At 73.2% G+C, this 12,873-nt stretch carries 10 protein-coding genes; 4 read left to right on the top strand and 6 right to left on the bottom strand.

What is annotated here, in order from left to right:
• Window positions 1-5: 5 nt before the first annotated feature.
• The 3 genes from RIM90_RS14755 to RIM90_RS14745 all read right to left on the bottom strand — a co-directional run bounded on the left by RIM90_RS14755 (window position 6) and on the right by RIM90_RS14745 (window position 3,437).
• A complete protein-coding gene (locus tag RIM90_RS14755; protein ID WP_375165447.1) occupies window positions 6-743 on the bottom strand; it encodes an XRE family transcriptional regulator in 738 nt (245 codons plus the stop codon).
• A gap of 355 nt (window positions 744-1,098) precedes the next feature.
• Window positions 1,099-1,785, bottom strand: coding sequence for a response regulator (locus tag RIM90_RS14750; RefSeq protein WP_309061148.1), 687 nt, complete (start codon window positions 1,783-1,785; stop codon window positions 1,099-1,101).
• Window positions 1,782-3,437: a sensor histidine kinase gene (locus RIM90_RS14745; protein WP_309061147.1), complete on the bottom strand. Its 1,656-nt coding sequence runs from the start codon at window positions 3,435-3,437 to the stop codon at window positions 1,782-1,784. The genes RIM90_RS14750 and RIM90_RS14745 overlap by 4 nt, the downstream gene beginning before the upstream one ends.
• 156 nt (window positions 3,438-3,593) lie before the next feature.
• Here RIM90_RS14745 and RIM90_RS14740 point away from each other — a divergent pair, with 156 nt between their 5' ends.
• The 4 genes from RIM90_RS14740 (at window position 3,594) to RIM90_RS14725 (ending at window position 8,422) form a co-directional block, all read left to right on the top strand.
• Window positions 3,594-4,988 carry a cation:dicarboxylate symporter family transporter gene (locus tag RIM90_RS14740; RefSeq protein WP_309061146.1) on the top strand — a complete coding sequence of 465 codons (1,395 nt, stop codon included), beginning with the start codon at window positions 3,594-3,596 and terminating at the stop codon, window positions 4,986-4,988.
• 226 nt (window positions 4,989-5,214) lie between these two features.
• On the top strand, window positions 5,215-5,643 hold the full coding sequence (locus RIM90_RS14735) for a MerR family transcriptional regulator (protein WP_309061145.1): 429 nt from the start codon (window positions 5,215-5,217) through the stop codon (window positions 5,641-5,643).
• Between the two features lie 14 nt (window positions 5,644-5,657).
• Window positions 5,658-5,972 carry a thioredoxin domain-containing protein gene (locus RIM90_RS14730; RefSeq protein WP_309061171.1) on the top strand — a complete coding sequence of 105 codons (315 nt, stop codon included), beginning with the start codon at window positions 5,658-5,660 and terminating at the stop codon, window positions 5,970-5,972.
• Window positions 5,973-6,151: 179 nt separating this feature from the next.
• Entirely contained in the window at window positions 6,152-8,422 is a 2,271-nt protein-coding gene (locus RIM90_RS14725) for an AAA family ATPase (protein ID WP_309061170.1), read from the top strand.
• Window positions 8,423-8,449: 27 nt separating this feature from the next.
• Here the strand turns inward: RIM90_RS14725 and glgB are convergent, their stop codons facing one another.
• The 3 genes from glgB to RIM90_RS14710 all read right to left on the bottom strand — a co-directional run.
• The gene (gene glgB, locus RIM90_RS14720; RefSeq protein WP_309061144.1) at window positions 8,450-10,987 is read right to left on the bottom strand and encodes a 1,4-alpha-glucan branching enzyme; all 2,538 of its coding nucleotides are present in this window, start codon (window positions 10,985-10,987) and stop codon (window positions 8,450-8,452) included.
• 42 nt (window positions 10,988-11,029) lie between these two features.
• A complete protein-coding gene (locus RIM90_RS14715; RefSeq protein ID WP_309061143.1) occupies window positions 11,030-12,448 on the bottom strand; it encodes a maltokinase in 1,419 nt (472 codons plus the stop codon).
• A gap of 153 nt (window positions 12,449-12,601) precedes the next feature.
• Window positions 12,602-12,873 (bottom strand): alpha-glucosidase C-terminal domain-containing protein (locus RIM90_RS14710; protein WP_309061142.1); only part of this gene is annotated, 272 nt, incomplete at its 5' end.

Genomic DNA, 12,873 nt, shown 5'->3' with positions numbered 1-12,873 from the left:
CGCCCTCACCCGCCGCCGCGCTCGACCGCCGTCCAGAAGTGCTCGACGATCCGGTCGAGGAACTCCCGTCCGCCGTCCCCCGCGTCGCCGTGGCCGCCGCCCCAGCTGAGGGTGGCGGCCATGTGGCCCTGGTAGTCCTGGTGGAGCCGCTGGAGCGCCCTCTCCACGGGGCGCCGCTCCAGCGGGACGACCTTGGAGACCGGCCGTACGTACGCCTGCCAGCGCGTCGTCGCCGCACTGCGCAGCAGCTCCGCGAGCCGGTCCTCCCGCCCGGTGACGGTGACGACGTCGGCCGGGGACAGGGCGAGCAGTTCGGTCAGGGCGGCGGACTGCCGCTCGGTGCCGTGCCACCGGCCGGTCTCCTCCATCCGCAGATAGGCCTGCAGTTCGTGGCCGACCGCGCGGGCGACGTCCTCGGGCGCCAGACCGCGGGCGACGCGGTGCTCGCGCAGGGTGCGCGGACGTCCGATGAGTTCACCCGGTGAGCACCACAACACGCCCGCCAGCGCGGCCAGTTCGGAGTGCGAGGGGGCGGCGGTCCCGCGCTCCCAGGCGACGACGAGATCCGGCGTGACGTACGGCAGCCCGTACGAGGCGCGCAGGGTGTGGGCGACGTGGTGCGGTCCCATGCCGAGGGCGGCCCGCAGCCGGCGGGCGGCGAGGGCGTTGAACGGCGGGGGCGGGTGGGCGCCGGAGGACGGGGGACGGTTCGGTCGAGCGGAGGGTCGGGACACGGCCCACAAGCTAGGGGCGTCCGGAAGGGATGACTACGGTCTGTTCGGCCAGGATCACCGATTGTAGGAACGTACGGCTACCGGCGAGTCGGTCACCTGGCGGAGGGCGGTCGCCGGACGGAGCGGCCGGCGCCCTTCCCGGGCGCCCGGTGTCCTCCCCGGGCGCCCGGGGGCGCAAACGGAAAGCTCAGCGGGCCTGTGCGGGGAGCCGGTGGTGAGGTGCGCCGACGTCACGCCTCCCGGCTCGGACGCGTCGCGGACGGCGTCAGGCGTGCGGTCGTCGAACGGCCGTACGGGGTGACGGAAGTCCGGACGGCGGCCTCCCCGCGGCGCGAACCGGACGCCGCGCCCACCCGCTCGCCCCTCACGGTCCGGTCACCCACCGGTACTGCAGCTCCGGCCGGCCCACGGCCCCGTACTGAGGGCGCCGGGCCGCGCGGCCGGTGTCCACCAGGTGCTCCAGGTAGCGGCGGGCGGTGATGCGGGAGATGCCGACGGCCTCCGCGGCCCCGGTGGCGGTCAGGCCCTCCCCGGCGTCCCGCAGGGCCACGGACACCCGCTCCAGGGTCGGTGCGCTCAGTCCCTTGGGCAGGGCGGACGGTCCCGGGGCGCGCAGCACGGCCAGCGCGCGGTCCACCTCCGCCTGGCCGCTGGCCTCGCCGGCCGCCGCGCGGAACTCGGCGTACCGCACCAGGCGGTCCCGCAGCGTGGCGAAGGTGAAGGGCTTCAGCACGTACTGCACGACCCCCAGCGACACCCCCTCGCGCACCACCGCGAGGTCCCGCGCCGAGGTCACCGCTATCACGTCGGCGTGGTGTCCGGCCGCCCGCAGCGAGCGGGCCAGCTGGAGTCCGTGCACGTCGGGCAGGTGCAGGTCGAGGAGCAGCAGGTCGACGGGCGTGCGCTCCAGGGCCCGGCGGGCCTCCGCGCCGGTGTGCGCCTTGCCGACGGCGACGAAGCCCGGCACCCGGCCGACGTACATCACGTGGGCGTCGGCGGCGACCGGGTCGTCCTCCACCACCAGGACCCTGATGGGCCGGTCGTCCGTCACGCGTCACCTCCCGGTCTCCCCGGGCCCCGCACGACCGCACCGTCGGCGACGGCCGCCCGCAGGGGCAGCCGCACCTCGAACCGGGCGCCGCCCCCCTCCGCCGACGTCACCGACAGCGACCCGCCGTGCCGGCCCACCGCCTGCCGGACCAGCGCCAGGCCCAGCCCGCGTCCGCCCGGACCGGACGGCTTGGTCGTGAAGCCCCGCTGGAAGACCGCCTCGGCGTGGTCCGGGTCCACTCCGGGGCCGGTGTCGGACACGCGCAGGACCAGCTCCGAGCCGTCCTCCGTCAGCGCCGTCACCGTCACCCGGGGCCGCACCCCGCCCTGCGCCGCGTCCACGGCGTTGTCGATCAGGTTGCCGAGGATGGTGACCAGGTCACGGGCGGGCAGGGTGTCCGGCAGCAGGCCGTCGTCCAGGCGGCTGTCGGGCGACACCACCAGCTCCACGCCCCGCTCGTTGGCCTGCGCCGTCTTGCCCAGCAGCAGGGCCGCCAGCACCGGCTCGCTCACCGCCGCCACCACCTGGTCGGTGAGCGCCTGGGCCAGCTCCAGCTCGGCGGTCGCGAAGTCCACCGCCTCCTCGGCCCGGCCCAGCTCGATCAGCGAGACCACGGTGTGCAGCCGGTTCGCCGCCTCGTGCGCCTGGGAACGCAGCGCCTGGGTGAAGCCCCGCTCGGAGTCCAGCTCACCCATCAGCGACTGGAGCTCGGTCACGTCCCGCAGGGTCACCACCGAGCCGCGCCGCTGGCCGCCGGAGACCGGCGAGGTGTTCACCACCAGCACCCGGTCCGCCGTCAGGTGCACCTCGTCCACCCGCGGCTGCGAGGCCAGCAGCGCACCCGTCAGCGGCGCGGGCAGCCCCAGTTCCGCCACCGGCCTGCCCACCACGTCCTCCTCCGGAGCCACGCCCAGCAGCTCCCGTCCGCCGTCGTTGATCAACGCGACCCGGTACTGGCCGTCCAGCATCAGCAGCCCCTCGCGCACGGCGTGGAGCGCGGCCTGATGGTAGTCGTGCATGTGGCTGAGCTCGGTCGCGTTCATCCCGTGGGTGTGCCGGCGCAGGCGGGCGTTGATGACGTACGTCCCGATCGCGCCGAGCCCGAGGGCGCCGGCCGCGACCCCGAGCAGGGCCGTCAGCTGGCCCCGGACGCGCTGGCTGATCTCCTCGACCCGGATCCCCGCGCTGACCAGGCCGACGATCCGGTCGCCGTCCCGGACCGGGGTGACCGCGCGGACGGACGGGCCGAGGGTGCCGGTGTAGGTCTCGGTGAAGGTGCGGCCCCGGAGGGCGGGGGCGGTGTGGCCCTGGAAGGGCAGGCCGATCTGCCGCGGATCGGGGTGGGTCCAGCGGATGCCCCGCGGATCCATGATCGTGACGAAGTCGACATCGGTGTCGCGCACCACGGCCACCGCGTACGGCTGGAGCGAGGCCGAGGGGTCGGAGGTGCGGATCGCCTCCCGCACCGAGGGGGAGTCGGCGACCGAGCGGGCCACCGCCGTGGCCTGGCGGCCGGCGGCCTCCTCGGCCTGGCTGCGGTCGCTCACGTAGGTGAACAGCGCGTACCCGGCGACGACGACCGCTATCAGCACGGCCTGCATGGCGAACAGCTGGCCCGCCAGGCTGCGGGGTCGGGGGACGGGGAGGCGCATGCCGCCAGTCTGCCTCCCGCTTCTCCGGTGAACTAAATGAACGGAAGGGTGACCGCACTCACACAGCGGGAGATAGTCACGGCATTCCCCAAACCCCATCCCGGGACGTGAGCCGCACGCCGGTGATGCCGACGACGTCGTCAAGGAGGGCCGCCCGTGACCAGCGCAGCCGACACGGCACCTGCCGCACCCAAGGCCAAGCGGGACCGCACGCACTATCTCTACATCGCGGTGATCATCGCGGTCGCCCTCGGTATCGCCGTCGGTCTGGTCGCACCCGACTTCGCGGTCGGTCTGAAGCCGATCGGCACCGGCTTCGTGAACCTGATCAAGATGATGATCTCGCCGATCATCTTCTGCACCATCGTGCTGGGCATCGGCTCCGTGCGGAAGGCCGCCAAGGTGGGCGCGGTCGGCGGCATCGCCATGGTCTACTTCCTGGTGATGTCCCTGGTCGCCCTGGGTATCGGCCTGGTCGTCGGCAACATCCTGGAGCCGGGCACCGGCCTCGCGATCACCGACGCGGTCAAGGAGACCGGCCACGCCCAGGTCGACGCCGAGGCGAAGGACACCACCGAGTTCCTGCTCGGCATCATCCCGACCACGATCGTGTCCGCCTTCACCCAGGGCGAGGTCCTGCAGACCCTGCTGATCGCCCTGCTGTGCGGCTTCGCGCTGCAGGCCATGGGCAACGCCGGGCAGCCGATCCTGCGGGGCATCGAGCACATCCAGCGGCTGGTCTTCCGGGTCCTGGCCATGATCATGTGGGCCGCCCCGGTCGGCGCGTTCGGCGCCATGGCCGCGGTCACCGGTTCCGCCGGCCTGGACGCGCTGAAGAGCCTCGCGGTGCTGATGCTCGGCTTCTACGTCACCTGTGTGCTGTTCGTCTTCCTGGTGCTCGGCGCGATGCTGCGGGTCGTCGCGGGCCTGAACATCTGGACCCTGTTCAAGTACCTGGGCCGTGAGTTCCTGCTGATCCTGTCCACCTCCTCCTCCGAGTCGGCGCTGCCGCGGCTCATCGCGAAGATGGAGCACCTGGGCGTCAGCAAGCCGGTGGTCGGCATCACCGTCCCGACCGGTTACTCCTTCAACCTCGACGGCACCATGATCTACATGACCATGGCCTCGCTGTTCATCGCCGACGCCATGGGCACGCCGATGTCCGTCGGCGAGCAGATCCCGCTGCTGCTCTTCCTGCTGGTCGCCTCCAAGGGCGCCGCCGGCGTCACCGGCGCGGGCCTGGCGACCCTGGCCGGCGGTCTGCAGTCGCACAAGCCGGCCCTGGTGGACGGCATCGGCCTCATCGTCGGCATCGACCGCTTCATGAGCGAGGCCCGCGCCCTGACCAACTTCGCGGGCAACGCGGTCGCCACGGTGCTGGTCGGCACCTGGACCAAGGAGATCGACAAGGAGCGGGTGGGCCAGGTCCTCGCCGGCCGGCTGCCCTTCGACGAGAAGACCCTGCTGGACGACCACGGCTCCGGCGGCCCGGACGACGGCGCCGCCGGGGTGGCCGGGCCGGCCGGCGAGAAGGAGCTGGCCAAGGCCTGACGCCGACGCCCCGCCCCGCCCCGCACGGACCCCGGGCGGCCGAGTTGCTCCCCCGTCGCTCGGCCGCCCGGTCCCGGAGACCCGTAGGTGCGCCGCCTCCTCCAGGTCTCCGCAACCGCCGAGCGGCCAGGCTCCTCCCCCCGTGAGCCCGGCCGCTCGGCCTCTTTCGCGCCGGGCCGCCTCCGGCCTTTCCCTGACGCCGACGTCAAGGCTTACGTTCGTCGTCATGCGAATCGGCGAGCTGGCCGCACGCGCCGGGACCACCCCGCGGACGCTGCGGTACTACGAGTCACGGGGACTGCTGCCCGCGCGGCGGGCGGGCAACGGATACCGGACGTACGACGAGAGCGACCTGAAGCTGCTGCGGCAGATCCGCACGCTCCAGGACTTCGGGTTCGACCTGGAGGAGACCCGGCCCTTCGTGGAGTGTCTGCGGGCCGGGCATCCCGAGGGCGACTCGTGCCCCGCCTCGCTCGCGGTCTACCGCCGCAAGCTGGAAGAGCTGGACGCGCTCATCGGCGAGTTGCGGGCCGTACGGGCGAAGGTCGGCCGGCAGCTGGCGCGGGCCGAGCGGGCGCGCGACGAGCTGGCCGCCGATGCGCGGGTTCCGGGCGGTCCGGAACCGGTGTGCGAGCTGGGAGGGGAGCTGCGGTGAGCAGGGCGAAGGGTGTGGCCGAGGTGACCGACGCGGACTTCGCGGCGGAGGTGATCGGGGCGGAGCTCCCGGTACTGGTGGAGTTCACCGCGGACTGGTGTCCGCCGTGCAGGCAGATGGCACCGGTGCTGAGCGCGCTGGCCGCCGAGGAGGGCGACCGGCTGAAGGTCGTCCAGCTGGACGTGGACGTCAACCCGGAGACGACCAACGCCTACAAGGTGCTGTCGATGCCGACGTTCATGGTGTTCCGCGGCGGGGAGCCGCTGCGGTCGATGGTGGGGGCCAGGCCCAAGCGGCGGCTGCTGGAGGAGCTGGCCGACGTGCTCTGACCTGTCGGCCGGCACGAGCCGGCACGAGAAAACCCCCGGACGATTGCGTCCGGGGGTTTTCTTTGCGTATATTCGTTGATTCGCGACTTCAATTCAGAAGAAGTCGCGACGAAGTTCAATGAGCACAGTATATCCGGGCGGGAGTGGAATTGTCAAACACCGAATTTCCGGACGATGAATTGCGGCAGGAACAGGAATTCATCGACGGGCTGTACGCACGCGTGGACGCCCTGCGCGGCGACACCGAGGTGTCCGTCACGGACGCGCTCGCCCAGGGCAACACGCCCATGCAGGCCAGGCTGGAGCGGGACATCCTCGTCGCCGAGCGGTCCGGTCTGCTCGCCGCCCTGAACGCGGTGGACGGCTCCCTGTGCTTCGGCCGCATCGACCTGTCCCCCAAGCTCTCGACTTCGCTCGAGCAGGGGGGACCCCCATCCGGCGCCACCCACCACATCGGCCGCATCGGCCTGCGCGCCGACGACGCCGAGCGCACCCCCGTCCTCATCGACTGGCGCGCCGACGTCGCCCGCCCGTTCTACCTGGCCACCGGCCACACCCCGATGGGCCTCAGGCGCCGCCGGCACATCTCCACCGAGGGCCGCAGGGTCACCGCCCTGCACGACGAGATCCTCGACCTCGGCGACGAGACCCGCACCGGCCACGAGGACCCCACGGGCGACACCGTGCTGCTCGCCGCGCTCAACTCCGCGCGCACCGGCCGCATGGGCGACATCGTGCGCACCATCCAGGCCGACCAGGACCGCATCATCCGCGCCCCGCACCGCGGGGTCCTGGTGGTCGAGGGCGGTCCCGGCACCGGCAAGACCGCCGTCGCCCTGCACCGCGCCGCCTACCTGCTCTACGAGCACCGCGAGCTGCTGGCCCGCCGCGCCGTCCTGATCGTCGGCCCCAACCCGGCGTTCCTCGGCTACATCGGCGAGGTGCTGCCCAGCCTCGGCGAGACCGGGGTGCTGCTCGCGACCGTCGGCGAGCTGTTCCCCGGTGTGAAGGCCACCGAGGCCGACACCCCCGAGGCCGCCGCCGTGAAGGGCCGCGCCGACATGGCCGACGTCCTCGCCGAGGTCGTCCGCAGCCGGCAGGCGCTGCCCGACCCGGTGATCACCGTCGAGCACGACCGCGAGGTCCTCATGCTGGACGACGGCCTGGTGAACGTCGCCCGGGAACGCACCCGTGCCGCCAAGCTGCCGCACAACGCGGCCCGCGAACACTTCGAGGGCCACATCCTCAACACGCTCACCGACCTGTACGCCGAACGCATCGGCACCGACCCGTTCGACGGCTCCAGCCTGCTCGACCCCAGCGACATCACCCAGATCCGCGACGAACTCGCCGAGAACCCCGAGGTCTGGTCGGCGATCGACCAGCTGTGGCCCCGGCTCACCCCGCAGCAGCTCGTCGCCGACTTCCTCGCCGCCCCCGAGGGCTTCCTGCCCGACGAGGACGCCGCCGCGATCCGCCGCCCGGTGACCCGCCACTGGACCGTCTCCGACGTGCCGCTGCTCGACGAGGCCGCCGAACTCCTCGGCGAGGACGACCGGCTCGCGCGTGAGCGGGCGGAGCGCGAGCGGCAGACGCAGATCGCCTACGCCCAGGGCGTGCTGGACGTCTCCTACGCCTCCCGGACCTACGAGTTCGAGGACAAGGAGGAGGACGACCCCGAGTCGTCCGAGGTGCTGTCCGCACACGACATCATCGACGCCGAGCGCTTCGCCGAACGGCACGAGGAGGAGGACCACCGCAGCACCGCCGAGCGGGCCGCCGCCGACCGCACCTGGGCGTTCGGGCACATCATCGTCGACGAGGCGCAGGAGCTGTCGCCGATGGCCTGGCGGCTGCTGATGCGGCGCAGCCCGACCCGCTCGATGACCCTGGTCGGCGACCCGGCGCAGACCTCGGAGGCGGGCGGTGTCGGCGCCTGGGCGGACATCCTCGCCCCGTACGTCGGGGACCGCTGGGAGCACACCCGGCTCGGCGTCAACTACCGCACCCCGGCCGAGATCATGGACGTCGCCGCGGCCGTGGTCCGCGCCGAGCACCCCGGCTTCGAACCGCCCGGCTCGGTGCGCTCCACGGGGGTGCGCCCCTGGGCCCGCGCCACCGACGACCTGCCCGGCGCCGTCGCCAAGGCCGTCGGGGAACTCACCCCGGCGGAGGGACGCCTCGCCGTCATCGCCCCGCGCGAGCTGCACCGCGCCCTGGCCGCCCGCCTCGACGGGGTGACGGCGGGCGCCGAGCCCGACCTGACGCACGGCGTCGTGCTGCTCGACCCGCGCCAGGCCAAGGGGCTGGAGTTCGACTCGGTCCTCGTGGTCGAGCCGGGGCGCTACGGCACCAGCGACCTGTACGTGGCGCTCACCCGCGCCACCCAGCGGCTCGGCGTCCTGCACACCGAGCCGCTGCCGGAGCCGCTGGCCGACGCCCTGGCGTAGCACACGCCCCGGGGCCCGGCCCGGGGTTCAGGCCGGGCGCAGCCACACCGTCGCCAGGGGCGGCAGGGTCAGCCGGACGCTCGCCGGGTAGCCGTGCCACCCCTGCGGCTCCGGCTTGACCGGATCCGGGTGGGTGACGTCGCTGCCGCCGTACCGGCCGGCGTCGGTGTTCAGGACCTCGTGCCAGGCGGGCACGTCGTCGGGGACGCCGATCCGGTACTCGTGCCGGACCACCGGGGCGAAGTGGGACACGGCGAGCAGCGGTGAGCCGTCGCCGTCGTACCGCAGGAACGCGAGCACGTTGTCCTCGGCCGCGTCCCCGGTCACCCACCGGAAACCGTCCGGCTCGGTGTCGCGCCGCCACAGCGCCGGGGTGTGCCCGTAGACGGTGTTGAGGTCGCGCACCAGGTCGCGCACCCCGCGATGGTCGGCCTCGGCGCCGTAGTGCGGGTCCAGCAGCCACCAGTCCGGGCCGTGCGCCTCCGACCACTCGGCGCCCTGTGCGAACTCCTGCCCCATGAAGAGCAGTTGCTTGCCCGGGTGGGCCCACATGAAGCCGAGGTAGGCGCGCAGGTTGGCGCGCTGCTGCCACCAGTCGCCGGGCATCTTCGACACCAGGGACCGCTTGCCGTGCACCACCTCGTCGTGGGAGATCGGCAGCACGTAGTTCTCGCTGTAGGCGTACACCATCGAGAAGGTCATCTCGTGGTGGTGGTACCGGCGGTGGATCGGGTCGTGGCCCATGTACTGCAGCGAGTCGTGCATCCAGCCCATGTTCCACTTCAGCCCGAACCCGAGCCCGCCGAAACCGCTCGGGCCCTTGTGGTGGGTGGCCCGGGTGACGCCGTCCCAGGCCGTGGACTCCTCCGCGATCGTCACCACGCCCGGCACCCTGCGGTACACGGTCGCGTTCATCTCCTGCAGGAACGCCACCGCGTCCAGGTTCTCCCGGCCGCCGTGCTCGTTGGGGGTCCACTGGCCGGGCTCGCGCGAGTAGTCGAGGTAGAGCATCGAGGCGACCGCGTCCACCCGCAGTCCGTCGATGTGGAACTCCTCGCACCAGTACACGGCGTTGGCCACCAGGAAGTTGCGCACCTCGCGCCGCCCGAAGTCGAACTCCAGGGTGCCCCAGTCGGGGTGCGCGGCCCGCAGCGGGTCCTCGTGCTCGTACAGCGGCCGCCCGTCGAACTCGGCCAGCGCCCAGTCGTCGCGCGGGAAGTGGGCGGGTACCCAGTCCATCAGGACGCCGATCCCCGCCTGGTGCAGCCGGTCCACCAGGTACCTGAAGTCGTCGGGGGTGCCGAGGCGGGCCGTGGGCGCGTAGAAGCCGGTGACCTGGTAGCCCCAGGAGCCGCCGAAGGGGTGCTCGGCGACCGGCATCAGCTCCACGTGCGTGAAGCCGAGGTCCTTGACGTACGCCGGGAGCTGCTCGGCGAGCTGGCGGTACGTCAGCCCCGGGCGCCAGGACGGCAGGTGCACCTCGTACACCGAGAACGGCGCCCGGTGCGCGGGCACCCCGGCCCGGCGCTCCAGCCACTCGGCGTCGCCCCACTCGTAGTGCGAGGAGGTGACCACGGACGAGGTGGCCGGCGGGACCTCGGTGCGGCGGGCCAGCGGGTCGGCGCGCATCGTCCTCGAGCCGTCGGGGCGGGTGATCTCGAACTTGTACAGCTCGCCCTCGCCGATCCCCGGCACGAACAGCTCCCAGACCCCCGTCGCGCCCAGCGACCGCATGGGGTGCCCGGTGCCGTCCCAGAAGTTGAAGGTGCCGGCCACCCGCACCCCGCGCGCGTTCGGCGCCCACACCGAGAAGCGGGTGCCGGTGACGCCCTGGTGGGTCATCGGGTGCGCGCCCAGCACCGTCCACAGCTCCTCGTGCCGGCCCTCGCCGATCAGGTGCAGGTCGAGCTCGCCGAGCGTGGGCAGGAAGCGGTACGCGTCCTCGGTCTCCAGCACCGTCCCCTCGTACGTCACGAGCAGCCGGTACGCCGGTACCTCGCGCAGCGGCAGCAGGCCCGAGAAGAAGCCGTCGCCGTCGTCGTGCAGTTCGACGGTGAGGCCCCCGGAGACGACGGTCACCGCCAGGGCGTACGGCCTGAACACGCGGAAGGCGACTCCGCCGGGCACGGGATGCGCGCCGAGCACGGAGTGCGGGGCGTGATGCGTCCCGCTCAGCAGCCGCTCCCGGTCGGCGGCGTCCACGGCGGGGGAGACGGCGATCTCCATCTCGGGCGGGCCGGGATGCGCGGCGGCGGAGCCGGGCGGCGGAGCCTGCTGGAGGACGGCGTCCGTCGCCCCGGTCTTCTTCGCCGTGGTCTTCTTCGGGGCGGGTTTCCTCGCCGCCGTCTTCTTCCCGGCCGTGGCCTTCTTCACGGGTGCCGCTGTCGCCTTCGTCGCCGTCGCCTTCTTGGCCACGGCCTTCGCCGCCGGCGACGCCGCGGCGGGCTTCTTCACGGCCGCCTTCTTCGCGACCGCCTTCTTCCGCGCGGCCGTCGGCGGCTCGGTGCGCCGCTGCTCGGCCGGCTGCTCCGGATGCGAACCGCTGGACTCGGGGCGGGGGGTCACGGGCAGAGCCTCCTGGGCGAAGGTCGGGTGGGTCGGGTCGGATCAGGTGAGGCCGGACGAGGCGAGCCGGCGTACCGCGGTCAGCGGTACCGGCAGCCACTCGGGTCGGTGCCGGGCCTCGTAGAGCACCTCGTAGACCGCCTTGTCGGTCTCGTACGCGCGCAGCAGCACCGGATCGGTGCGCGGATCCCGGCCCGTGGCCTCCGCGTACCCGGAGCAGTACGCCGCCCGGCACCGCTCGGCCCATTCCGGCTGCGGCGGGTCCACCGAGCGCGCCGCGTAGTCGAAGGACCGCAGCATGCCCGCCACGTCCCGTACCGCGGGCTGCGGCATCCGCCGTTCGGCCAGCGGCCGGGCCGGCTCGCCCTCGAAGTCGATCAGCGACCACTCTCCGGTCGGGGCCCGGAGGCACTGTCCGAGGTGCAGGTCGCCGTGCACGCGCTGGGCGGTCCAGGTGCGCCCCTCGGCGGCCAGGTCGTCCAGCGCCGTGAACGCCGAGCGCAGGCCGGACGCGTACGGCCGCAGCGCGGGCACCGCGTGCACGGCCGCCTCCAGCCGCTCGGTCATGCCGTCGACCATCAGCCGCAGCTGGGAGTGGCCCAGGGTGACCGTCGGCAGCGCGCGGGCCAGCACGGTGTGCACCTCGGCGGTGGCACGTCCCAGGGCCCGGGCCTCGGCGGCGAAGTCCTCGCCCTTGGCCAGCTCCCGCAGCGCCAGCTCCCAGCCGTCCGTCGCGCCCTGCACGAACGGCTGGAGCACCCCCAGGACGTACGGCTCGGCGGGCTGCTGCGCGCCGCTGGGCGCCTCGGGGTCCGCGACCAGCCAGGCCGTGGGCGGGGGCACCCGGGGGCAGCCCGCACGGGCCAGCGCCAGCGGCAGCTCCAGGTCGGGGTTGATCCCGGGCACGATCCGGCGCAGCAGTTTCAGGATGAACGTGTCCCCGTAGACGACCGACGAGTTCGACTGCTCGGCGGTCACCAGGCGCGGCACCAGACCGGACCGGATCTCCCGGCGCGGGTCCCGCTCGAAACGAAGCCCGCCGATCCGGGCCTGGCTGCGCAGGGCCTCCAGGAGCAGTTCGGCGGGCCGGGTGTCGTGCAGGGCCTCGTAGACCGTCCGTCCGGCCAGGGGTCCCTGCGTCACATGACCGATCAGCGCGGGCGCGAGCCGGGGCGGCAGCGCCTCGCGCACGCCTATCAGCAGTTGGTAGCAGTCGCCGGGCTGCTCCGGTGCGCCGTGGCCCGGCAGGAGTGGCTGGTGCGCGCGCACCAGCAGGTGGTACAGGCCCAGCTTGGCCGTGGGCGGCAGCAGCTCGGTGGCCGCGACCAGGCCGAATCCGGTGACCGGACGCCCCTTGCCCGCGAACCAGCGCTGCCGCGGCAGCCATTCCCTCAGCAGGGGATCCAGTGACGCAAGGAGGCCGGGCGGGGTCGTGACGGTGCGTGTGACGGCTTCCGACATGGCGTCGCGTCCTTTCCCCGGGTCGTCGGGGTGTGAGTGATGCGTGCCCAGGGCGGGGCGGTGAAAACCGCCCCGCCCCCGAATACGGCCGGGGCCACCGGTGTCAAGCGCGAGAACCGGCACCATCGGCGCCCTCGCCGCCGGGTCCCGGGACTACGCAGCGTGTTCCTTGCGCAGCCGGAACCAGTAGAACCCGTGGCCCCCGAGGGTCAGCAGGTACGGCAGTTCGCCGACGGCCGGGAAGCGCACCCCGCCGAACAGCTCGACCGGATGACGGCCCGCGAAGGCGCTCAGATCCAGCTCGGTGGGCTGTGCGAACCGGGAGAAGTTGTGGACGCACAGCACCAGGTCGTCCTCGTACTCGCGCAGGAAGGCGAGGACCGCGGGGTTGGAGGAGGGCAGTTCGGTGTAGGAGCCCAGACCGA

Origin of the sequence: Streptomyces sp. (assembly GCF_031181555.1) — a bacterium.
Classification (GTDB): domain Bacteria; phylum Actinomycetota; class Actinomycetes; order Streptomycetales; family Streptomycetaceae; genus Streptomyces; species Streptomyces fimbriatus.
Note: the sequence above shows the minus strand (reverse complement) of the source record. Positions and strands in the feature narration are given on the sequence as shown.